Genomic DNA, 23,189 nt, shown 5'->3' with positions numbered 1-23,189 from the left:
AGGATAGACGTGCTATTGATTGAATGTCCCTGGTGCGGGCCTCGCGCGGAGATCGAGTTTTCTTGCGGTGGCGAGGCGAATATCCGCCGTCCCGCGCCGGCGGCCGAAGTGACGGACATCGAATGGGCCGACTACCTGTTCATGCGCAAGAACCACCGCGGGCCAGGCGAGGAGCAATGGCTGCATGCCCAGGGTTGCCGGCGCTGGTTCAAGGTGGAGCGGGACACGGTGACTTACGAAATTTTGCGGACAGCGCGGTTCGGCTCGGGTCCAACCGCCGACGACGGCGCCCAGGAAGATAAATAATGAAGCAGCAAAATCGAATCCCGAGCGGCGGCACCATCGACCGGGCCCGGCCCGTTGCGTTCACCTTCAATGGCAAGCGGTATATCGGCTTCCACGGCGATACCCTGGCGTCGGCCCTGCTCGCGAACGACGTGCATTTCGTCGCGCGCAGCTTCAAGTATCACCGGCCGCGCGGTATCGTCTCGGCCGGTCCCGAAGAGCCCAACGCCATTGTGCAGCTGGAAGATGGCGCGCATACCGTACCGAACGCCAAGGCCACCGAGATCGAGCTGTATGAAGGCCTGGTCGCGCGCAGCGTCAACGCATTCCCGACGCTGGAAAACGACCGCATGGCGTTCAACCAGCGCATCGCGCGACTCCTCCCCGCGGGGTTCTACTACAAGACATTCATGTGGCCGCGCTCCTTCTGGCCCAGGTACGAGCGCCGTATTCGCGATGCCGCGGGTCTCGGGACATCGCCGTCGGCGCGCGATCCGTCGCGCTACGACAAGCGGTTCGCCCATTGCGATCTGTTGATCGTGGGGGGAGGTGCCGCGGGGCTTTCCGCCGCGCTGGCCGCGGCAGGCACCGGTGCACGGATTGTCCTGGTCGACGATCAGGCGGAACTGGGCGGCTTCCTGTTATCCAGCCCTTGTGCGATAGGGACGCAGTCATCCGCGGCGTGGATCGCCAGGGCGCGGCGGCAACTGGCGGCCTCGACCTCCGTCACGATCCTGAACCGGAGCACCGCGTTCGGCTATCACGACCACAACCTGGTCACGGTGACGCAACGGCTGCACGACCATCTGCCGCTCGACGAGCGCATCGGTACCCGCGAGCTGTTGTGGAAGATTCGCGCCAGGCGCGTCATCCTGGCGACGGGTGCCCACGAGCGTCCCATCGTGTTCGGAAACAACGACCTGCCCGGCATCATGCTGGCGTCGGCCGTGTCATCGTATATCCATCGCTATGGCGTGTTGCCCGGCCGCGACGTCGTGGTGTTCTGCAATAACGACGAGGGCTACCGTACCGCGGGCGCGCTGGCGGCGGTGGGCGCGAACGTGGCCTTGGTCGACGCCCGCAAGGCGGGACACGGCGCACTGATCGACGCGGCGCTGCGGCCGCGCATCAGGGTCTACCATGAATCCGTGGTCGTGGCGGCTTCGGGCGATAGGCGCGTAAGCAGCGTGAAGGTGCGCCGGCACACCCACGACGGTGAAGGAGAGGACGTCGTCCTGCCGTGCGACCTGGTTGCCGTGTCGGGCGGACTCAACCCGGCCATACATTTGTTCAGCCAGTCGGGCGGCAAGGCGCGGTGGGACGACGCACGGTCGTGCTTCGTTCCGGGTGCGAGCAGACAGGCGGAACAGAGCGTAGGCGCGGCCAACGGCACCTTCGCGCTGGCCGCCGCGATGGACGAAGGCGTCGCCGCGGGCCGCGCGGCGGCGTCCACATGCGGCTACGAACCGCCGGCGCAGGAACCGCGGACTCGTGTCGATGCAGACCAGGGAATGCCGATTCTTCCATTGTGGCGGGTGACCGATGATGTCACGGCCAGCCGGGGTCCCAAGCAGTTCGTGGACTTCCAGAACGATGTGACCACCGCCGACATCATGCTGGCTGTGCGCGAGGGCTTCGAATCGGTCGAGCATGTCAAGCGGTACACCGCGCTCGGCTTCGGTACCGATCAGGGGAAACTCGGCAACATCAACGGCATGGGGATTCTGGCCGGGCTGCTGGGCAAGCCGGTCGCCGATGTCGGCACCACGACGTTCCGCCCTAATTACACGCCGGTGAGCTTCGGCGCGTTCTCCGGCCGCGATCTGGGGCTACATCACGAGCCTGTCCGCAAAACCTGCCTGCATGACTGGCATGCCGAACACGGAGCCGTATTCGAAGACGTGGGCGCGTGGAAACGGCCCTGGTATTACCCCAGGAACGGCGAGGATATGCACGCCGCGGTGGCGCGCGAATGCCTGGCCGTGCGGCGCTCGGTCGCCCTGCTGGATGCGTCCACGCTGGGAAAAATCGACATCCAGGGACCGGACGCGGTCAAACTGCTGAACTGGGTCTATACGAACGATTGGAGCAAGCTTGCCGTCGGGCGCGCCCGCTATGGGTTGATGCTCAATGAAAACGGCATGATCTTCGATGACGGCGTGACGGTGAGGCTGGGCGAGGAACATTTCCTCATGACCACGACCACGGGCAATGCCGCTACCGTCATGAACTGGCTGGAGCTGTGGTTGCAGACCGAGTGGCCGGATATGCGCGTGCGCCTGACTTCCGTCACCGACCACTGGTGCACGATCGCCGTACCCGGGCCGCGCAGCCGCGAGGTGCTGCGCAAGGTCTGCGATGACATCGACTTCGGCAATGCGGCCTTTCCCTTCATGAGCTACCGCGAAGGTACTGTCGCCGGTGTTTCCGCCCGCGTCATGCGGATCAGCTTTTCCGGCGAGCTCGCCTATGAAGTCAACGTTCCCGCGGACTATGGCCGGGCGGTATGGGAAGCGCTCATGGCGGCTGGCGCGGAGTACGACATCGTTCCCTACGGTACCGAAGCGCTGCACGTTCTGCGCGCGGAAAAGGGCTTCATCATCGTCGGCCAGGATACGGATGGATCGATGACGCCGGCCGATATGGGTATGGGCGGGATGGTATCGAAGAACAAGGAATGCCTGGGAAAACGATCGTTGTCCCGCGCGGATACGGCCGGCGAAGGAAGACGACAGTATGTCGGCCTGCTGACCGAGAATGCGTCCCTTGTGTTGCCCGAGGGCAGCCAGATACTGCCGGCAAAAGGCCCCGGCGCCGGACACGCCTTCAAGTCCGCCGGTCATGTGACGTCCAGCTATTTCAGTCCGATATTGCGGCGATCCATTGCGCTGGCCATGTTGCGCGATGGATCGAACATGAAGGGCCAGACCGTGATGGTCGCGCTGGCGAACGGTTCCAGCGTAGCCGCGAAAGTCTGCGACACGGTGTTTTTCGACAAAGAGGGGCTGCGCCAAAATGTTGAATGAACGGAAAGCCGCCTGGCCGGCTCCGCGGCATGAGTCTCCGCTCACGGGTATTGGGCAACTGCTGGCGGAACACGGGCCGCCGAATGGCGAGTTCGAGGTGGATAGCCGCCCGTTGGTCGGCTTCTGCATATTCCGGGCCTCGCCGGATGAAACCGCGCTACACGCTGGCGTGGCCTCCGCGATAGGCATCAGATTACCGCTCCGGCCGAATACGTACACGCAAGGCGCCGATGCCCGCGCCATATGGCTGGGGCCGGACGAATGGATGCTGGCATCCGCCGTCTGGCCGGCACGCGATATGGAATCCAGGCTACGGCATGCTTTGGGTCCAGGGCACTATTCGGTCGTCGACGTGACCAGCGGCTATACCAGCGTGACGCTGAGCGGCAGGAAAGCACCGCTTGTCCTTGCGCGCGGTTGCCCACTGGACCTGAGCGCACGGGCGTTCGCCATGGGAGCGTGCGCGCAAAGCGTTTGCTTCAAGGCGCCAGTCATAGTCTGCGCCGGTGGCTCCGGCATCTACGACCTGATCATCAGGCGCAGCTTCGCGGAGTACCTCATGCTGATGTTGCTTGACGCCTATAAGCCGATCCAGCAGGCAAACCTACGCTACTGAACACCAGGGGTTGACACATGGAACATCCCAAGCAAACCGAAAGCGGACCCGTGTCGCTGGCCATTCCCGCCGTCAGTATGCGGCCCACTCCCATGGGCAGGCAGCATGCGGTGTCGTCCGGGCACTATCTTGCAAGCATTGCGGCGAATCGCGTGCTGGACGCCGGCGGTAATGCGATCGATGCCGGCGTGACGGCCGCTTTCGCGCTGGCGGTGCTGCAGCCGGACATCGTATCGGTTGCCGGCGTGGCGCCGACACTGATCTATGTGCAGAAGCTGGGCCGCGTCGTATCCCTGCCAGGCCTGGGACACTGGCCGGCCGCCACGGATATCCGGCGCCTGCTCGCCGAAGGGGACGGGTTTTCCGTGCCGGACGGGGTGCTGCGCACGGTGGTGCCGGCCGCCCCGGCTACCCACATTACCGCCTTGCGCAGGTACGGCACGATCTCGTTCGCCGAGGCCGTGGCGCCCGCCCTGGAGCTTGCGCGGGACGGCTTCGCCACCTATCCCTTCCTGGCCGAAAGCCTGCGCCAGGCCAAATGGAGATACGAGCGTTGGCCTTCCAGCAGGGAGATTTTCGTGCCGGGCGGGCGGACGCCCGACGTCGGCGAGCTGTTCGTCCAGCGTGATCTTGCGCGGACGTTGGCGAGCCTGGCCGACGCCGAACGTAGCACGCATGGTGATCGCGATAGAAAACTGCGAGCCGTGCATGACCATTTCTACCGCGGGCCGATCGCCGATGCGATCGTCCGGTTCCAGCAGGAGAGCGGGGGATTCCTTCGCCATGAGGACCTGGCCGCGTTCGAAGTGGAGCCGGAAGACAGCATTCACGCCGTCTACCATGGCACGGAGGTTCACTCCTGCGATACCTGGTGCCAGGGCATCGTATTGCTGCAAACGCTCAAGCTCCTCGAGCACGACGATCTGCGCGCGCTGGGCCGGAACTCGCCAGCCTATGTCCATCTCTTGGCCGAGGCCCTGAATCTGTCCTTCGCGGACCGGGAGGCGTATATCGGAGATCCGAAATTTGTGGACGTCCCGACGGCAACGCTGCTCTCGGATGCCTATGCGCGGGCGCAGCGTGCACGCATCCGGCCCGATGCCTGTTTCGGCGAAATGCCCGATCCGGGCGATGTCCACGGAATGTGGAAGGGCGGTCCTGTCGCGGACCATCCTTCATCCGGACCCGTGGGCATGTCGCCGGACACCATCTATGCCTGCGTGATGGACAAGTACGGCAACGCCTATTCGGCGACATTGTCGGATACCTCGCATGATGCCCCCGTGGTGCCGGGACTGGGCATAGTCGTTTCCACGCGTGGCCATCAGTCGCGGCTACAGGACGGCCACCCGGCCAGGGTCGAGCCCGGCAAACGGCCGCGCTTGACGCCGAGTCCGGGCATGGCGCTACGCGATGGAAAGCCTTACCTTTGCTTCGGCACCCCGGGTGGCGATGTGCAATCGCAGGCCATGCTGCAAGTCTTCCTCAATATCACGGAGTTCGGCATGCAGGTGCAGCAGGCCGTCGAGGCGCCCCGATTCTCCAGCGCGAACTTTCCCAATTCGTTCGCGCCGCACGACTATATGCCGGGCCGCCTCTGCCTTGAGGCAAATATGCCGCAGGCGGTTTTCGATGCGATGCGGGCGCTGGGGCATGATGTGCAGACTATCCCTGTCCTGCCCGCGATGAGCGGCGCCGTGTGCGCCGTGCTGCGCGATCCGCATACCCGTTTGTTCCATGCCGGCGCCGACCCGCGTCGGGAAGCCTACGCGCTGGCCTGGTGATGCGGACTTCGGCAGCGCCGCCTGGCGGTACCGCGGTCGCGCGGTTCAGCGTTTTCGATATCTTTCATATCGGCATCGGTCCGTCCAGTTCGCATACGGTCGGCCCGATGCGCGCCGCCGCCGCGTTTCTTCGTGAACTAAAGGACCCCGGCATGCTGCCACGCGTTGCCCGGGTCAGCATTGTGCTGTATGGATCGCTCGGTGCCACCGGAAGGGGGCATGGGACGGACCGGGGTGTCATCCTGGGCCTGGCCGGCAAGATGCCGGAAACGGTCACGGGACCGGAGATCAGCGGCATTCTGGACATGCTGCGCACGACATCTTCCCTGGTGCTGTCGGGAAGCCGGCGGATAGCCTTCGACCCGCGCACGGATATCGTTTTTCGCGTCAGGCCGCTGGACAGACATCCCAACGGCCTGACGTTCCACGCATTCGATGTCGAGGGCGCTGAATTGATGCAGCGGACCTACTACTCGATCGGTGGAGGCGCGCTGCTCCATGGCGACGATAGCGGCAACGAGAGCCCGCCGCGTGTGTGCCTTCCTCATCCCTTTGGCTCGGGCCAGGAATTGCTGCGCTTATGCCAGGATCGGCAATGTTCGGTCTCGGAGCTCGTCTACGCCAACGAAGCGTGCATGACCCCCGCCGGTGAAATCCATGCGCGCCTGGATGCGATCTGGCGTGCGATGGAGGACTGCGTGCGCCGCGGCGTGGCGGCCGAGGGTGAATTGCCCGGTCCGCTCAAGGTGAGCAGGCGTGCGAAGGACCTTCACGACTTTCTCCTTTCGGGCAGCGCGGGCGCAAAGGATGCCCTGCATGCCATGGACTGGTTGAATGTTTGGGCGATGGCGGTAAACGAGGAAAACGCATCCGGAGGGCAGGTGGTGACGGCGCCAACCAACGGCGCCGCCGGCATCATTCCTTCGGTCCTCCATTACTACATGCGCTTCATCGACGGCGCGGGTATCGACGGCGTCCGCCGTTTCCTCCTGACCGCCGCGGCCATCGGCATGCTCTACAAGCTGAATGCATCGATTTCGGGAGCGGAGGTCGGCTGCCAGGGCGAGGTGGGGGTGGCGTGCTCCATGGCCGCGGGCGGCTTGTGTGAGGTGCTCGGCGGTACGCCTGGACAGGTCGAGCAGGCCGCCGAGATCGCAATGGAACATCACCTTGGCCTGACCTGCGATCCGGTGGGCGGGCTGGTCCAGATCCCATGCATCGAGCGCAATGCGGTGGCCAGCGCGAAGGCGGTGAATGCGGCCCGGCTGGCGCTGCGCAGCCGCGTTCCCCACCATGTATCGCTGGACGCGGTCATCCAGACGATGTGGCAGACCGGCCAGGATATGAAGACGAAATACAAGGAAACGTCGCGTGGCGGATTGGCCATCAATATCAAGCAATGTTAGCGCGCGCCATGGCGTCCCCGCGGTACTCGAACATGGCCGAAATCTACCAACGAGGAATAATGCCGCGTCTCTTATCCTGATGGCAGTTCAATGAATCGCGATGAGGATGTAGAGCCATGCGTTGGAACCGAGTGATTTCCGCACTGGGTGTGCACGCGGAAGGCGAGATCGGCCGCGTCATTACCGGCGGGCTGCCGCATATTCCAGGCAGAACGCTGCTGGAAAAAATGCATTACATCAACACAGCCGACGATGCGCTTCTGCGCTTCCTGCTGTTCGAGCCCAGGGGCGCCGCTCAGATGACGGTGAACGTGCTATTGCCCCCGGTGCACCCTGACGCGGATGCGGCCTTTATTCCCTTGCAACCGGACGGCGCGCACGCCCTGTCCGGTTCGAACTGCATGTGCGTCGCCACCGCGCTGCTGGAAACCGGCATGGTGCCCATGCACGAACCGGAAACCCGATTGATCCTTGAGACGCCGTCCGGACTGATCCAGGTGGCCGCACAATGCAAGGACGGTAAATGCCAGCGCGTTTCACTGGAGATGGTGCCCAGTTTCGTCGAATATCTCGACCACCCGATCGAGGTGCCGGGGCTGGGCCGGATCACCGTGGACGTGGCGTACGGAGGCTGCTATTTCGCCCTGGTCGACCCGCGCCAGCTGGGCCTGGCGTTGGATAGGACGGAGGCGCGCCGGCTGGTGGAGATCGGCGCGGCGATCCAACAGGCTGCTGCCGCGCAGATCTCGGTCCGGCATCCGGTCTTGGAGCAAGCAAGTGAAATCGAGTATGCGCTCTTCGCCGGGTCTCATCCCCAAGGGTTCCGCAACTGCAATATCATTTTTCCCGGCCGCATCGACCGCTCTCCCTGCGGCACCGGCAGCGCCGCCAGATTGGCGGTGATGCACGCACGCGGTCTTCTGGACGTGGGCGACCAGGCCGCCATGTACAGCCTGATCGATAGCCGCTTCGATTGCCGGATCGCGCGCACGACGCGCGTAGGGTCGCGTGCCGCGGTGATCCCTGGAATATCGGGACGGGCATGGATTTATTCGATGGAGCAGTATGGCCGCGATCCGGACGATCCCTACCCCGATGGCTACGTGCTGGCCGATACCTGGGGGCCGGCGGCGGCCAGGATCGCTGCGCCCAGGCGTCCGTAGCCGCGGATTGCTACGCGTTGCCGGGCCGCGAAGCGCGACATTGGCTCGGTAACAGCGAGAACTTCGCGCGGAACAGCCTGTTCATGTGCGAGGCATCGGTAAATCCACATTCGTGTGCGATCTGCTCCAGCGTGTGGCGGGTGTTCTCCAGAAGATAGCGCGCGTACGTCAGGCGCAATGACCGGTAGTGCTGGGTGACGGTTTCTGCATACTGGCACTTGAAAAGCCGCGCGAGCTGGCGCGGACTGACGTTCACCTTCTTCGCCAGGGCTTCCAGTGACAGCGGGTTATGCAAGTGCCTCTCCATCAGGAAGATGGCCTTTCTGAGCCGGGGATCGGGGGGGACAGCGCCGCGTGAGACAGAGTGGAACTGCGGGTGCGCGGGAGGCCGGAGCTGGCCGAGAACCAGCTGCCTCATGCATTTCAATGCGCGTTCGGCGCCGCAATGACGTTCCACCAGATACATGGCCAGATCGCCCGTCGAGGCGCCACCCGCGCAGGTGATGATGCGTCGGTCCAGGGTGAATATCTCGTCGGTGACGGGCAGGGCAGTGGGAAAGTTGCTCAGGAAATCTTCGTAGTGGTACCAATGTATGCTGGTTCGCACCCCGTCGAGCAGTCCTGCCTTGGCCAGGACGAACGACCCGGTGCAGGCGCCGATCAGGGCGACGCCTTCGCGTTCGGCCCGCTTCACATAGGACAGGATGCGGCCGTCGTACTCAAGCCCGCCAGGCAGCTGTCCGCCGACGACGACGACATAATCGAAATTGCCGGGGTCGAGCAATCCGCAGGTCGGGGTGATCTGTATGCCGCAACTCGAGCGGACCGGCGCGGCATCCTGCGTCATGATGGTCCACGAACAAAGCAGCTGGCCGCCGCGGTCGCCTTTGTCGGCGGCATGCCTGAGGACTTCGACAAAGCAGCTGAGCGCCATCAGCGTGAAATTCGGGAGGAGGACAAAGCCGACGGCCAGGTCGGGCCGGCCGGTTTCGCGGACCGAGTCTTCCAATCGGGTTTCCCAATCCATCAGGCCTCCGTGTCACAAACAATGCGCGCTTTCCGCTGCCTGTCCCGTTTGTACTGCACGTTGTCACGAATCTACGAAGGCGATCGCTGCAACAATACTTATCTTGGCGGCCAGAGGCGGCTCTCGTCCGCCGCCCGATCCACACAAGGGGAAATCATGAAACGTTCAGTGGTTTGCGCGGCATTTTGGGCGTTGATCGCCATGCATCCGTCTACCCATGCCGATAACCATTATCCGGAGCGGCCGATTCGTCTCATAGTCGGACAATCCCCTGGTTCGGCCGCGGATGGCGTTGCACGCCTGCTCGCGACCGAGATGGGCAAGTACCTGGGGCAGCCCCTCGTCGTCGAGAACCAGGCCGGCGCCGGCGGCACGATCTCCGCCGCCAGCGTCGCGCAGATGAAGCCCGATGGATACACGCTGATGATGGGCATCGCATCCCAGCTCAGCCTCGGGCCCCATCTTTTCAAGAAAGCGGCCTATGACCCGTTCAAGGATTTCACGTATATCGCCCCCGCGGCGGACGTCGTCATGGTGCTGACCGCGAGTGCCGGTAGCGGCATTCAGAACCTGGAGACGCTCGTCAAGAAGGCGCAGGCCGCGCCCGGACGTATTACCTTCGCGAGTTCCGGCGTGGGCTCGGCTTCCCAGCTGTCGGTGGAAATGCTTGCACAGCGCGCGGCGGTGTCGCTGCTGCACGTGCCTTACAAGGGCACCGCCCCCGCGTTGACCAGCGTCATGAGTAACGAAACGGACCTGCTTTCGAACGTAGTCGGCGCGGTGCAGGGTCCGGTCAAGGCTGGCAAGCTGATACCGATCGTGGTCTTTTCGGAACAGCGCAGTGCCTTACTGCCCGATGTGCCCACGGCGTCGGAACAGGGCTATGCCTTGCCGCGGATCGCGGGTTGGATAGGATTGGTGGGGCCTGCGGGCTTGCCGGAGGAGATCTCGGCGACGCTCGCCGGCGCGATGCACAAGGCGCAGCAGGACGCCAAGGTCAAGGCCTTCTATGACGCGCAGGGCCTGGTCCTGTGGCAAGGCGACGCGGCCGGATTCTTGAGCCGCGCGCGCACGGATAGCGAGGTCTGGGGGAAACTGATCAGGGAAAAAGGCATCGTCGCCGAGTGAGTTCAGCCGCGCCGTCAGGCAGCGTTCATTGCGATGCCGCATGGAAGCAACGTGGTGCTTTCGGCCTACCCGTTGTTGACGGCATTGATGCTGATGCCACATAATTCGTCGCCGGGCCGCGGGTATCCAAACAGCCATCCCCGCGGCTTCCCATCTCGTCACTGTCATACATCCAACATCTCAGGGAGGCGCATGATGCAAACCACAATCGTCCAAGCCGCCATCCCGCGCATGTCTCCGCGACGACATTAAGTCGTCCGCCGCGCGGTTCCGTCGCCCGTCTGTTGTCCGGCGACGGGTCCGCCACGCCCCTACATCCGACATCCTTGCTCGGCTAGTGTCGACCGCATAGCGGGCGACGCGTGCGCCAGCATGTAGGCCGGCGGCCTGACCCCGCTGCAATGCATCTTGCCAGTTGACGCCCGCGCCTTACGGCACGGACGTGCACGGCCCTTACGCATGGAAGGACCGGCGCGCACGAGCGCGCCGCAATCAATATGAATACGACCTTATCCCCCGGCGAGCGGCGCGGCCGCACGTTCATACAGGTATTGCGCTTCGCATCCCGATACTGGCGCCAGCAGCCATGGCGCGCCTCGGCCTTGATCATCCTGATCCTGCTGTCCGCTTTGGCGGACGCATTGATTCCGCTCTTCGCCGGCAGGCTGATGGATGCGCTTTCCGGAAATACGCCGGACGCGGACAGCGGCCAGCAGGCGGCGTTGTCCGCATTCGGGTTGCTGGCGGCGTTCGGCGCCAGTGCCGTGCTGCTGCGACAGGTCGCCTATCATCAGGTCATTCCGTTTACGTTGACGATGATGCGCGGCATGGCGGCCAACGGTTTCCGCCATGTGCAGCGTCTGTCGGCCGAATGGCACGCCAGCAGCTTCGCGGGCTCCACGGTGCGGAAGATCACTCGCGGCATGTGGGCGGCCGATTCGCTGAACGACACATTGTTCCTTACGCTGCTTCCTTCTTTCGCCGTATTGGTGGGTGCGGCGGCGCTGCTGGCGATCTACTGGCCGCTGATGGGCCTGATCGTTGGTGCCGGCTGCATTGCCTACATCGCTGTCGCCGTGTCGATGACGCTCAATTATGTCGCGCCGGCGGCCACGCTGAGCAACACCTGGGATACGCGCATGGGCGGCGTGCTGGCGGATGCGATCGGCTGCAATCCCGTGGTCAAGGCCTTTGGCGCCGAGGAGCGTGAAGAAGCGCATCTGCGCGGGGTCATGGACAAATGGCATCGCCGTACGCGCCGCACCTGGTTTCGCTCCACGGTGACCGGAGGCGCGCAGGGTGCCTTGCTGACCCTGTTGCAGATGGCCATGATAGGCGCATCCCTGTACCTTTGGCTGCGCGGCCAGGCGACGGTCGGCGACGTCACCTTCGCCATGACCATGTTCTTCGTCCTGCAAGGCTATCTGCGCGATGTGGGCATGGAGCTGCACGACCTGCAGCGCGCCGTCAACGATATGGAAGAACTCGTCATGCTGGATCGCCAGCCGCTGGGTGTCAGCGATAGCCCGGGCGCCACCACATTGGCGATCACAGCCGGCGGCATACGCTTCGAGGACGTCACCTTCCGCTACGGCTCGCACGCCACGCCGCTGTTTCGCGACTTCAACGTCCATATCAAGCCCGGCGAGCGCGTGGGCCTGGTGGGCCGATCCGGTTCCGGCAAGACCACCTTCATCAAGCTGATCCAGCGGCTGTACGACGTGGATGCGGGCCGCATCACCATCGATGGACAGGATATCGCCAAAGTGACCCAGGCCTCGTTGCGCCGCCAGATCGCGCTGGTGCAGCAGGAACCGCTGCTGTTTCATCGCACGCTGGCGGAGAACATCGCCTATGCGCGCCCCGACGCCAGCCGCGCGGATATCGAGCGTGCCGCCCGCTTGGCCAGCGCGCACGAGTTCATCATGCGCCTGCCCAAGGGGTATGACACGCCGGTGGGTGAACGCGGCGTCAAGCTGTCCGGCGGCGAGCGCCAACGGGTCGCCATCGCGCGGGCGTTCCTGGCCGATGCGCCCGTCCTGATCCTGGACGAGGCCACGTCCAGCCTGGACAGCGAAAGCGAAGGCCTGATCCAGCAGGCGATGGGCCGCTTGATGGAAGGACGGACGACGCTGGTGGTCGCGCACCGTCTATCGACGGTGCGCGCCCTGGACAGGTTGCTGGTGATGGACAAAGGCCGCATCGTCGAGCAGGGCAGCCACGATGAGCTGGTACGGATCGAAGGGGGCCGCTATCGGACCCTGCTTGAACACCAGACGATGGACCGGTCGCGTGATGCTGGCGATGGCCGGCATGTGCGCCGGGTAGCGGACTTTCAGGAATTGGGCTCGCCGTTTTAGACCTGCCTCGCCTGATCGGGCGCCTGCCCGAACAGGCGCGCGATGCCGCCACGCAGGTGCGCGACCATCGCGTCGCGGGCGGCGTCGGCATCGCGGGATGCGATCCCCGCTTCGATGGCGGCGTGTTCCGCGCAGACCTGCGTATAGCGCTGCGCCGCGGGGCTGTCCGACAGTTTGCGAACCAGTTCGATGCTGAAGCGGGTTTGCGCCACCAGCGCTTCCATGGTCATGGCGAAGAAACGATTCCCGCAGGACCGCGCGATGGCAAGGTGAAAGGCGATGTCCTCTTCGATGCCGGATGCGCCGGTCCGTAGCGCCTCTTCGAACGCGCGGCGGCGGCGCCCAATGTGGGCAAGGTCTTCCGCGCCATGGTGAACCGCCGCGCGCGCGGCGGTTTCGCCTTCCACGCTGCAGCGGAATTCCAGGAAGTTGCGGATGTCCGGGATGCTGGCCAGCTGTCCGAAGCTGACCAGGCTGGTCTGCGGCTGCGTGTCGCCGACGAAATGGCCGGAGCCTTTGCGCGATTGGATGCGGCCCTCCGAACGCAGCCGGGCCAAGGCCTGCCGCAATACCGGGCGCGAAACGCCGAACTGGCTGGCCAGCGCCATCTCGCCGGGCAGCCTCGTGCCCGTGGTGTAGTCCCCTGTGCCCAGTAATGCCAATAGTTGTTGATAGACCTTGTCGCCGAGCAGCAAGTCGGTGGTGGAGGTCGGCATGGCGGAGTCCTCTTGTTATGCGGGAAAGCTGTAAGACAGATTATGGCATGCCTATTGCCATGTGTTGACAACTTGTGGCGATATCCCGATGATAGGCGCCCACGGGCAGTCAGCGGCTGCCGCTTGATGCAGAGGTTCGGATGTCGAGAGTCACACGCGTGCGCACCCTGCGCACACCGCAGCGGCCCAGCCTGATCTGGGTCGAGCTGGAGACCGAAGATGGCCTGACGGGCTTGGGCGAGACGTTCCGTGGCGCGCCCACGGTCGAAGCGTTGCTGCACGAGGAGATCGCGCCCTGGCTGCTGGGCCGCGATTCCGCCCAGATCGAGGCGATTTCCCGTCATCTGTTGAACCCTTATGTCGGCTTCAATGGTTCCGGTGCCGAAGTGCGCGCGGCCAGCGCCATCGACATCGCCCTGTGGGACCTGGCCGCGCAGCGCCAGGGTGTGCCGCTCTATATCGCGCTGGGCGGCGGCGCGCGCATGAGCGTGCCCGTGTACAACACCTGCGCCGGCTATGCCTACAACACGACGGGCGTGCGCCGCGATATCGGCGCGGATGATCGCAGCGCCGGTCCTTACGACGACCAGGTTGCGTTCATGCGCGACGCGGGCGCCCTGGCCGAGAGCCTGCTGTCGGAAGGGTACAAGGCCATGAAGATATGGCCGTTCGATATTTATGCGCCGGCGACGGGCGGGCAGAACATCGGGCTGGCGGACCTGAAAGCGGGCCTGGAGCCGTTCCGCAAGATCCGCGCGGCGGTGGGCGACCGCATCGAGGTCATGTGCGAGATGCACAGCCTGTGGGGCAGCCACGCGGCCATCCGCATCTGCCGGGCGCTGGAGGACTATGGCGTTTTCTGGGCCGAGGATCCCATTGCCAAAATGGATGACGTGCACGGCCTGGCCGACCTGCGGCGCCAGACGCGCACGCCGATCTGCGGCAGCGAAACGCTGGGCGGGCTGCGGGCGTTCCGCGATCTGCTGGCCGCCGATGCATTGGATGTCGTCATGCTGGACCTGGCGTGGTGCGGCGGCTTCACCGAAGGCCGCAAGATCGCGGCTTTCGCGCAGGCCTATGCGCGGCCGCTGGCCCCGCACGATTGCACGGGACCGGTAACGCTGATGGCCGGGCTGCATATGGCCTTGCACGCGCCCACGGCCATCTATCAGGAGGTCGTGCGTGCATCGATGGCGACCTGGTACCAGGATCTCGTGACCGCGCTGCCGGTGGTGCGGGATGGCATGGCGCTGGCGCCGGCCGCGCCCGGATTGGGTACCGCCCTGACACCGGCGTTCAGGCAGTCCGCCGGCATGATCGTGCGGGAAAGCGGTCCCGCAACGGCTGGAAGCCAGGCCGGCAAGCCGGCGGACGCCGGCCGGAAACCCAACGGCGGCAACGCCGACTGAACCGGGAGACCGCCATGCATATCCGTATCGTCGGCCTGCACGCGCAGCATGCGCCTCGCTTGCAATCACTGCTGGGCGCCGGCTACCGCGTCGAAGCCGGCACAGCCTTTCCTGACGGCGAAGAAATCCGCTGCGACGTCGTTATCTCCAACCAGATTACGGCGGAACAAGCCGCCCGGACCCGCTGCCGCCTGTTCCAGGTGCCCGGCGCGGGAGTCGAACAGGTCGCCGTCCAGGCTTTGCCGCCCGATAGCTGGGTGTGCAACGTACACGGGCATGAAGTCCCGATCGCCGAGTTCGCCATGCATGCCATGCTGGAGCACGCGCTGGCGCCGTGGCGCTATCCGGCCGTGCTGGACGATGCCGCCTGGCCGCGCGCCTACGCGCGGCGGGCCCTGCATGGCGAGGTCGCCGGCAGGACGCTGGCCATCGTGGGCTATGGCCATATCGGCCAGGAGGTCGCGCGCCGCGCCGGCGCGTTCGGCATGAAGATCATCGCGTTGACGCGCGGGGGCCGTCCACGCGGCGATGTTCCCGTCGACCGCCACGTCGCGATAGCGAATCTGGCGGACGTTCTGCCAGCCACCGATGTGCTGCTGTTGTGCTGCCCGCTCGACGATACGACCCGTGGCCTGATCGGTCGGCGCGAACTGGACATGCTGCCATCCGACGCCTTGCTGATCAACGTGGCCCGCGCGGAAGTGGTCGATGAACAGGCACTGTACGACGCGTTGGAGCAAGGACGGCTGGGACGTGCCGCGCTGGACGTCTGGTACCGCTATCCCAAGACGGGCGAAACCGCGATCGCGCCTTCGCGGTTGCCGTTCCATCAATTGCCGAATGTGCGGGCCACGCCGCATATCTCGGCCATGACCCCGGGACTGCTTGAGCGCCGCTACGACTTCATGGCGGCGAATATCCGCCGCCTGCAGGCCGGCGAACCCTTGGAGAACGTCGTGCGCCAGGGACGCTGAGCCAAGGTCGCGAGGCGCGACGGACATTACTAAAAACAGGAGACAACGATGTACGAAACGGTTGATGGCAAGGGAAGACGTCCGCGCATCCTGCGGCGATTACTGGCCGGGGCGGCAATGTTCGCCGCGGCATGCGCGGCATCGCCTGCGATCGCGGCCGGCGCCTACCCTGACAAGCCCGTGCGGATCGTCGTGCCGAATCCGGCCGGCGGTGCGTCCGACGTGCTGGCGCGCCTGCTGGCGAAAGAGCTGAACGCGGTATGGCACCAGCCGGTGGTGGTGGAGAACCGCGCCGGCGCGAACGGCAACATCGGCGCCGCTTTTGTCGCGAAGTCCGAACCGGACGGCTACACGCTGTTGATGATGGATATGAGCAGCCTGGCGATCTCGCCCAGCCTGTATCCCGATCTGAGCTACAGTCCGTCCAAGGATCTGGCGCCGATAGCCATCGTCGCCTATTCGCCCCATATCCTCGTCGTACGCAACAGCCTGCCGGTCAGCAACGTGAGCGAGCTGGTCGCGTATGCCAAAGCGCATCCGGGGCAGCTCAATTTTGGCGAGACCTCGGGCGCCATTACGCACCTGGCCGGCATCGTGCTGGCGCAAAAGGAAGGGTTCAGCTGGAATTACGTCGGCTACAAGGGCGGTGCGCAGGTGCTGTCGGACCTGGCCGGCGGCCAGATCGACGCGACGATGAACAGTTTCCTGGCCACCTATCCGCTGGTCAAGGGCGGCAAGATCAAACTGCTGGCGGTGGCCAGTCCGCAGCGCTTCGGCCCGATTCCCGATACGCCGGCGATCGCCGAAACCATTCCGGGATTCGTGACCGGCTCGTGGCAGGGCTTGATGACCACGGCCGGCACGCCCGCCGCGGTCATCGACAAGATTCACCGGGATATTGAATCGGTCCTGGCCAAGCCCGAAGTCCTGAAGCAGTTCGCTGACCTGGGTTCGGAGCCGGTGCGCAAGCGTCCCGCCGAGGTCGGCGCCTGGATGGCCGAGCAAACCGCGTACTGGGGCAAGGTCGTGCGCGATGCGAACGTCAAACTGCAATAAGGGGTCGGCCGCCGGATAGGAAGGGCCGGGTTTCCGCAGTGGCGCTGAAACGAAAAAAGGAGCCGAGGCTCCTTTTTTCAGCTAGCCGCGGATGCGAGTGGATATCCGCAGGCCATGAATTTGGAGCGGGAAACGAGTCTCGAACTCGCGACCTCAACCTTGGCAAGGTTGCGCTCTACCAACTGAGCTATTCCCGCATGTGCTGAGTTTGCTGCACGTGTAGTGCTACGCGTGTAGTGCTACGTGTCTAGTGCCACGCATCTAGTGCTATGCATGCAGCGTTTCACATGCATCGCGTAAAATCAGCGAAGACAGAAACTATATCAGATCACGAAAAGCGATGTCAAACCCATCGGTGCAAGCTCCCCACACCGACGCACTCACGCCGATAGCAGCGGACCTTACCGCGCTGAATACTTTCGGCCTGGTTTCCACGGCGCAGGCCTACGTCCGCATCGTTTCGCCGGCGCAGCTGCCGGCCTTGTCGGCGCTTGCCAGGCGGCACGGACGCGTCTTCGTCCTGGGCGGCGGCAGCAACGTCGTGCTGCCGTCCTCGATAGAAGGGCTGGTGGCGCACATGGCCATCCCCGGCATCCGGTTGGTGGAAGCGCGCGACGACGCCTGGATCGTCGAAGCCGGCGGCGGCGAGAACTGGCATGGCTTCGTTGAGAGCTGCCTGCGCAAGGGCTGGGACGGACTGGAGAACCTGGCCTTGATACCGGGTACGGTAGGCGCCAGTCCCGTGCAGAACATAGGTGCCTATGGCGTCGAGCTGGATCAGCGTTTCCTGAGCCTGACCGCCTGGGATATCACGCGTGGCGAAATGGTGGAGATGTCGGCGCGAGACTGCCGCTTCGCCTATCGCGATAGCCGCTTCAAGCACGATGAGCCCGGTCGTTGGGCCATCGTCTCGGTGCGTTTCGCGCTGCCGCGGCCCTGGCGGCCGGTGCTGGACTATCCCGATCTGCGCCGGCATCCCGCGCTGGCGGGCGGCCTTCCCGCCGGCGCGTCGTCCGACAGCGCTGCCGCCACCGCCACGCCGTCCGGCCGCGACAGCGCGCCGGTGGCGGCGCGGGCAATCTTCGACGCCGTATGCGGGATCCGGCGCCAGAAATTGCCCGACCCCGCGGTGGTCGGCAACGCCGGCAGCTTCTTCAAGAACCCCATCGTGACGGCCGGACAGCATGCCGCCCTGCGCGATCGCTTTCCCGATCTGGTGTCGTATCCGCAGGCCGATGGCCGCTACAAACTGGCGGCCGGCTGGCTGATCGACCAATGCGGATGGAAAGGGCGCTCCCTGGGACCGGTGGGTGTGCATGATCGCCAGGCCCTGGTCCTGATCAACCGCGGCGGCGCGCGGGCCGCCGACATCACGGCCCTGGCCGACGCCATCCGCGCCGACGTCCGGGCACGTTATGGCGTGGATCTGGAGCCCGAGCCGGTACGGCTCTGAGCCTTTTTACAGCCCCAGCACCTTCTGCATATCGAACAGCCCCTGCGCCTTGTCGCGCAGGAAAGCCGCGGCGCGCAGGCTGCCTTGCGCATAGGTCGCCCGGCTGGTGCTGCGATGCGTAATCTCGATGCGTTCGCCGATCCCGCAGAAGTACACCGTGTGATCGCCGACGATATCCCCGCCGCGGACCACGGAAAATCCTATGGTGCCCGGTTCGCGCACACCGGTGTCGCCGTGGCGGGTCCAGGTCGCGACATCGGGCAGGTCCACGCCCCAGGCATTGGCGACCGTTTCGCCCATCTTCAGCGCGGTGCCCGAAGGTGCATCCACCTTCTTGTTGTGATGCGCTTCGAACACTTCCACGTCGTAGCCGGAATTCAGGATGCGCGCCGCCATGTCGAGCAGGCGCAGCGTCGCGTTCACGCCCACGCTCATGTTGGGCGCGAACACGATGGCTATGCTTTCGGCGGCCTTGGCGATGGCGGCGCGGCCGGCTTCGTCGAAGCCCGTGGTGCCGATCACCGCCTTGACGCCGTGGCGGACGCAGGCCTGCAGATGGACCAGCGTGCCCTCCGGGCGGGTGAAATCGATCAGGCAGTCGGCCCCGGCCAGCGCCTGCAGGTCGCCGGTGATCGCCACGCCGGTATCGCGGCCCAGGAACGCACCGGCGTCCTGGCCGATCCGGTCGCTGCCCGCGCGGTCGAGGGCGACGGCCAGCGTCATGTCGGGATGGTTCAGGACCGCTTCGATAAGCATGCGGCCCATCCGGCCGCCGGCGCCGGCAATGGCGATGCGCATGTGAAATCCTCGTCGTTGACTGCTGTGGACGGCTGTCGAAACAGCCGTCGAAACGGAATGCCAGGCGGGTCGGCGGCTGGTCAGGAGACCGCCCCCCGAACCGCCCACCGCGGAAACCGCTACTGCTGGCCGCCGCCGGCGGGGGCGCCGCCGCTATTGATGGTCGTGGGCGTGCCGCCCGTGCCGTTGACGGTTGCAGGTGCGCCATTGCCCCCACTGACGCCGGCGGGCAGCCCGGCGCCCGTCGGGCTGGCCGGCGCGGTGCCTGCCGGGGCGGGCGCCTGCGGCGGCGGAACATTGGTGCCGGCCGAATTGGACGGACCGTCGGCCAACTGGTAGGGCTGGACGGCGGGCTGCTGGTCGCCTTGCCAGCGGGTCAGCTTGTCGTTCTCGAAAAACACCGTGAACTTGCGTTCCTGGACGGCGCCGTAGCCAGGCTTGTAGTAGTAGGGATAATCCCAGCGGTCGGCATGCAGCACGCTGGTCAGCGTGGGGCTGCCCAGGGCAAAGCGCACCTGCTCGCGGGTCATCCCGGGCCGCAGCAGGGCGACCTGCTCGCTGGTGATCCAGTTACCTTGCTGAACCGGCGCTTTGTACGGGAAACCCCATTTACCGGAGCTGCATCCCGCCAGGGCGGCGGCGATCGCGCCTATGGCGATTACCGCTTTCAAGCGGCGGGATGTGGGACGTAGGATCGTGGACACTCGGGGTTCCCCGTAATTGATACTGGCAAAACCGTTATCATAAAGGCTTATCAAGTCATTCCGCGTGGCGCAGGCGCCGGAGCGCTCGGCCGAACGCAAGCGCAGGGGATGGGTCGGCGGCCGCGCCGGTCCGTTCCCGTCCCGCCTGACCGCCCGGAAATTTTCCTATTGGACCAATGAGCGATCAAAGCGACCTCAAGACCATGGGTTTGAAGGCCACCTTTCCGCGCCTGAAGATCCTGGATATTTTCCGCAAAGCGGAGCAGCGCCATCTTAGCGCGGAAGACGTTTATCGCGCCCTGATCGCCGAAAACGTCGAAATCGGCCTGGCCACCGTGTACCGGGTGCTCACGCAGTTCGAGCAGGCGGGCATATTGGCGCGCAGCCAGTTCGATAGCGGCAAGGCCGTCTTCGAATTGAACGACGGCGATCATCACGACCACCTGATCTGCACCAACTGCGGCAAGGTCGTCGAATTCAACGATACCGACATCGAAAAGCGCCAGCACAAGATCGCCAAGGACAACGGCTTCATGCTGGAAAGCCACGCGATGGTGCTGTACGGTACGTGCGGGGACTGCGCCACCCGCCGCTAGGCGCATGGCGGCCGGCATGGCCCGGCGTCAGGCGGGACCATGCGCCGTAGGGCCCGGGAGCCGGGCCGCGCCGCCCATGCGCGGTAGCGCGACTGTGCCTCAGGCGCCCAGCATCTCCCGGGCGTGCTGCCGCGTGGTGGCGGTGATCTTGATCCCGCCCAGCATGCGCGCGATTTCCTCGACACGCGCTTCGGCATCCAGTTCCACGATGCGCGAATGCGTGGTGCCGGCTTTTTCCGCCTTGCTGACCTGATAATGGGCGCCGCCGCGCGCGGCGACCTGGGGCAGGTGGGTCACGCACAGCACCTGGTGGCGCTGGCCGAGCTCTCCCAGCAGGCGGCCCACGACCTCGGCCACCGCGCCGCCCACGCCGCTATCGACCTCATCGAATATCAGGGTGGGTACGCGGGCGGCCCGGCTGGCGATGACCGACAAGGCCAGCGAAATGCGCGAAAGTTCGCCGCCCGACGCGACCTTGGCCAGCGGCCGGGGCGTGGTGCCGGCATGTCCCGCCACCAGGAATTCCACGACGTCATCCCCCTGCGCCGACGGGGCGGAGGCTTTTTCCACCGCCACTTCGAAGCGACCGCCCTGCATCGCCAGCGTCTGCATGGCTTCGGTAATCAGTTTGCCCAGATCCTTGGCGGTCTTGCGGCGGGCCGTCGATAGCTTCGTCGCGGCCTTGGTGTACTCGGCCTGGGCGGCTTCGGTCTGCGCCCGCAGGGCGTCCACGTCGGCAGCCGCCGCCATGTCCGCCAGTTGCGCGTGCAGCGACTCACGCAGTTCGGGCAGGCCGTCGGGGTCGACCTTGAACTTGCGTCCCAGCTCGAATACCGCGGTCATTCTTTCTTCGACCTGCTCCAGCCGGGCCGGGTCCAGTTCGACGCGGCTGACATAGTTGTTCAGGTCGGACACGGCCTCGGCGATGGCGATCCGGGCGGACTCCAGTTCGTCGTATACCCCCGCCAGCTCGGGGTCGTGGCGCTTGAGCTGTTCCAATACGTGCACCGCCGCGACCACTCTGCTGTGCGCGGATTCATCGTCGCCGTCGAGCGCCTGCACGGTGCGCGATGCGCCATCCAGCAGCGATTGCGCATGCGAGAGGCGCGTGTGTTCGGTTTGCAGGGTCTCCCATTCGCCGGGGCGAGGATCGAGCTTGTCCAGCTCGTCGACCTGCCATTGCAGGCGTTCCCGATCCGCTTCCAGCGTGGCGCTATCGCGTTCGGCGCCTTCCAGTTGCCTGGCCAGTTGGCGCCAGCGCTTCCAGGCCTGGGCCACCGTCTGCCGCAACTCGCCGTGGCCGCCCTGCGTATCGAGCAGGTCGCGCTGCGCGTCCGGCCGCATCAGGCTCTGATGGGCATGCTGGCCGTGGATATCGACCAGGCTGTCGCCCAGTTCGCGCAGTTGCGCGATGGTCGACGGTACGCCGTTGACGAAGGCACGGCTGCGGCCCTGCGCATCCACCACGCGGCGCAGGACGAGTTCTTCTTCCGCGTCGATCGCGCGTTCGGCCAGCCACGCGCGCAGATGGTCGGGCGTGTCGAAGACCGCGCTGATGTCGGCGCGCGCCGCGCCTTCGCGCAGTACGGAAGCATCGGCGCGCTCGCCCAGCGTCAGGGCCAGCGCGTCGATCAGGATGGACTTGCCGGCGCCGGTTTCGCCGGAAAACACGGTAAAGCCGGCACCGAAGTGGATGTCGGCCTTTTCGACGATAACGAAATCCCGGATATGCAGCGTGCGCAGCATGGCGGCGTCATTCTCCGCTATCCGTGGCTTGCGGCATCAGGTTCCAATGCAGCTTGCGTCGCAGGGTCGTGAAGAAGCTATAGCCTTCGGGATGCAGGAAGCGGATGGTGTGCGGCGCGCGCCGCACCACGATCCGGTCGCCCGGCTGCAGGTCCGACCAGGTTTGCATATCGAAGTGGCAGGAAGCTCCGTGTTCGACGCGGCCCATGCCGGTCAGGGTCATCGCCAGTTCTCCGTTGTCCGGGATGACGATGGGCCGGTTCGACAATGTCTGCGGCGCCACCGGTACCAGCACCATGGCCTGCAGGCCGGGATGCAGGATGGGCCCGTTGGACGACAGGGCGTAGGCCGTGGACCCGGTCGGCGTGGCGACGATCAGCCCGTCCGCCCGCTGGGTGTACATGAAAATCCCGTCCAGTTCGACACGGACTTCGATCATGCCGCCGCGACCCGCGCGGTTGAGCACGACATCGTTCACCGCGGAAGAGGAAAACAATTGCTGGTCGCCGCGCCAGACGCTGCCTTCCAGCAGCATGCGGTCCTCGGCCTTGAAGTTGCCCGCCAGCACGCGCGACAGGGCACTCTTGGCGTCATGCAGGGGCACGTCGGTGATGAAACCCAGCCTGCCGTGGTTGACCCCGATCAGCGGCACGCCGTGGGGGGCCAGGTAGCGGGCGGCGCCCAGCATGGTGCCGTCGCCGCCCATGACCACGGCCAGATCGGCGCGCCGGCCGATCTCGTCGATATCGGCAATAGGAAATTCCGCCAGGCCGGTGTTGCGCGACGTGTCCTCTTCGACAAGCACGCTGCGGCCTTCCTCGGTCAACATCTGGGCCAAGGCGCGTAGCGGCGCGTCCAGTCCGGTGTCCTGGTATCTGCCGATAAGGGCGACAGTCGGGAAATGCATGCTGGAGCGGCGTCCGGTGTGGGTTTAGGCTAGGA

General features: G+C 65.2%; 19 protein-coding genes and 1 tRNA gene. 13 read left to right on the top strand and 7 right to left on the bottom strand.

Annotation, left to right across the window (positions count from 1 at the left end):
• Positions 1–9 precede the first annotated feature (9 nt).
• From ACNA0R_RS06480 to ACNA0R_RS06455, 6 genes are all read left to right on the top strand, one after another.
• Positions 10–306, top strand: a complete 297-nt coding sequence (locus tag ACNA0R_RS06480; protein WP_415825136.1) for a sarcosine oxidase subunit delta — start codon at positions 10–12, stop codon at positions 304–306.
• Positions 306–3,311: a sarcosine oxidase subunit alpha family protein gene (locus ACNA0R_RS06475; RefSeq protein WP_415825135.1), complete on the top strand. Its 3,006-nt coding sequence runs from the start codon at positions 306–308 to the stop codon at positions 3,309–3,311. Before ACNA0R_RS06480 ends, ACNA0R_RS06475 begins: the two co-directional genes overlap by 1 nt.
• Complete coding sequence (locus ACNA0R_RS06470) at positions 3,301–3,927, top strand: sarcosine oxidase subunit gamma (RefSeq protein ID WP_415825134.1); 627 nt, start codon at positions 3,301–3,303, stop codon at positions 3,925–3,927. The genes ACNA0R_RS06475 and ACNA0R_RS06470 overlap by 11 nt, the downstream gene beginning before the upstream one ends.
• A gap of 17 nt (positions 3,928–3,944) precedes the next feature.
• A complete protein-coding gene (locus ACNA0R_RS06465) occupies positions 3,945–5,711 on the top strand; it encodes a gamma-glutamyltransferase family protein (protein WP_415825133.1) in 1,767 nt (588 codons plus the stop codon).
• Positions 5,711–7,117, top strand: a complete 1,407-nt coding sequence (locus ACNA0R_RS06460; RefSeq protein WP_415825546.1) for an L-serine ammonia-lyase — start codon at positions 5,711–5,713, stop codon at positions 7,115–7,117. The genes ACNA0R_RS06465 and ACNA0R_RS06460 overlap by 1 nt, the downstream gene beginning before the upstream one ends.
• Positions 7,118–7,233: 116 nt before the next feature.
• Positions 7,234–8,280, top strand: coding sequence for a proline racemase family protein (locus ACNA0R_RS06455; protein ID WP_415825132.1), 1,047 nt, complete (start codon positions 7,234–7,236; stop codon positions 8,278–8,280).
• Positions 8,281–8,290: 10 nt separating this feature from the next.
• Here ACNA0R_RS06455 and ACNA0R_RS06450 read toward each other — a convergent pair whose 3' ends face one another.
• Positions 8,291–9,307: a GlxA family transcriptional regulator gene (locus ACNA0R_RS06450; protein ID WP_415825131.1), complete on the bottom strand. Its 1,017-nt coding sequence runs from the start codon at positions 9,305–9,307 to the stop codon at positions 8,291–8,293.
• A 156-nt stretch (positions 9,308–9,463) separates the two neighbouring features.
• On the opposite strand from ACNA0R_RS06450, the gene ACNA0R_RS06445 reads away from it, so the two are divergent.
• Positions 9,464–10,435, top strand: coding sequence for a Bug family tripartite tricarboxylate transporter substrate binding protein (locus tag ACNA0R_RS06445; protein WP_415825130.1), 972 nt, complete (start codon positions 9,464–9,466; stop codon positions 10,433–10,435).
• 497 nt (positions 10,436–10,932) lie between these two features.
• The gene (locus tag ACNA0R_RS06440; RefSeq protein WP_415825129.1) at positions 10,933–12,795 is read left to right on the top strand and encodes an ABC transporter ATP-binding protein; all 1,863 of its coding nucleotides are present in this window, start codon (positions 10,933–10,935) and stop codon (positions 12,793–12,795) included.
• Here ACNA0R_RS06440 and ACNA0R_RS06435 read toward each other — a convergent pair.
• Positions 12,792–13,511, bottom strand: coding sequence for a FadR/GntR family transcriptional regulator (locus ACNA0R_RS06435; protein ID WP_415825128.1), 720 nt, complete (start codon positions 13,509–13,511; stop codon positions 12,792–12,794). The genes ACNA0R_RS06440 and ACNA0R_RS06435 overlap by 4 nt on opposite strands.
• A gap of 140 nt (positions 13,512–13,651) precedes the next feature.
• Here ACNA0R_RS06435 and ACNA0R_RS06430 point away from each other — a divergent pair, with 140 nt between their 5' ends.
• The 3 genes from ACNA0R_RS06430 to ACNA0R_RS06420 are packed head-to-tail and all read left to right on the top strand — an operon-like array spanning position 13,652 to position 16,950.
• Positions 13,652–14,920, top strand: coding sequence for a mandelate racemase/muconate lactonizing enzyme family protein (locus tag ACNA0R_RS06430; RefSeq protein WP_415825127.1), 1,269 nt, complete (start codon positions 13,652–13,654; stop codon positions 14,918–14,920).
• 14 nt (positions 14,921–14,934) lie between these two features.
• A complete protein-coding gene (locus ACNA0R_RS06425) occupies positions 14,935–15,894 on the top strand; it encodes a 2-hydroxyacid dehydrogenase (RefSeq protein WP_415825126.1) in 960 nt (319 codons plus the stop codon).
• Between the two features lie 48 nt (positions 15,895–15,942).
• On the top strand, positions 15,943–16,950 hold the full coding sequence (locus tag ACNA0R_RS06420) for a Bug family tripartite tricarboxylate transporter substrate binding protein (RefSeq protein WP_415825125.1): 1,008 nt from the start codon (positions 15,943–15,945) through the stop codon (positions 16,948–16,950).
• A 121-nt stretch (positions 16,951–17,071) separates the two neighbouring features.
• Here ACNA0R_RS06420 and ACNA0R_RS06415 read toward each other — a convergent pair.
• A tRNA-Gly gene (locus tag ACNA0R_RS06415) sits at positions 17,072–17,147 on the bottom strand.
• 143 nt (positions 17,148–17,290) lie between these two features.
• Here ACNA0R_RS06415 and murB point away from each other — a divergent pair.
• Complete coding sequence (murB, locus tag ACNA0R_RS06410; protein ID WP_415825124.1) at positions 17,291–18,403, top strand: UDP-N-acetylmuramate dehydrogenase; 1,113 nt, start codon at positions 17,291–17,293, stop codon at positions 18,401–18,403.
• A gap of 6 nt (positions 18,404–18,409) precedes the next feature.
• Here murB and dapB read toward each other — a convergent pair whose 3' ends face one another.
• Both dapB and ACNA0R_RS06400 read right to left on the bottom strand, forming a co-directional pair.
• A complete protein-coding gene (gene dapB / locus ACNA0R_RS06405) occupies positions 18,410–19,201 on the bottom strand; it encodes a 4-hydroxy-tetrahydrodipicolinate reductase (RefSeq protein WP_415825123.1) in 792 nt (263 codons plus the stop codon).
• A gap of 119 nt (positions 19,202–19,320) precedes the next feature.
• Positions 19,321–19,896, bottom strand: a complete 576-nt coding sequence (locus tag ACNA0R_RS06400; RefSeq protein ID WP_415825545.1) for an outer membrane protein assembly factor BamE — start codon at positions 19,894–19,896, stop codon at positions 19,321–19,323.
• 185 nt (positions 19,897–20,081) lie between these two features.
• Between ACNA0R_RS06400 and fur the strand changes: the two genes are divergently transcribed.
• Positions 20,082–20,501 carry a ferric iron uptake transcriptional regulator gene (fur, locus tag ACNA0R_RS06395; RefSeq protein WP_415825122.1) on the top strand — a complete coding sequence of 140 codons (420 nt, stop codon included), beginning with the start codon at positions 20,082–20,084 and terminating at the stop codon, positions 20,499–20,501.
• 99 nt (positions 20,502–20,600) lie between these two features.
• On the opposite strand, the gene recN is transcribed toward fur, so the two are convergent.
• Together recN and ACNA0R_RS06385 are read right to left on the bottom strand one after the other, a co-directional pair.
• Entirely contained in the window at positions 20,601–22,247 is a 1,647-nt protein-coding gene (gene recN, locus ACNA0R_RS06390) for a DNA repair protein RecN (protein ID WP_415825121.1), read from the bottom strand.
• 7 nt (positions 22,248–22,254) lie between these two features.
• Complete coding sequence (locus ACNA0R_RS06385) at positions 22,255–23,154, bottom strand: NAD kinase (protein WP_415825120.1); 900 nt, start codon at positions 23,152–23,154, stop codon at positions 22,255–22,257.
• Between the last annotated feature and the right edge of the window lie 35 nt (positions 23,155–23,189).

Origin of the sequence: Bordetella sputigena, from assembly GCF_965137885.1 — a bacterium.
Classification (GTDB): Bacteria; Pseudomonadota; Gammaproteobacteria; order Burkholderiales; family Burkholderiaceae_B; genus Bordetella_C; species Bordetella_C sputigena.
The sequence above is the reverse complement of the archived record's forward strand: the minus strand, read 5'-3'. Positions and strand labels throughout refer to the sequence as shown.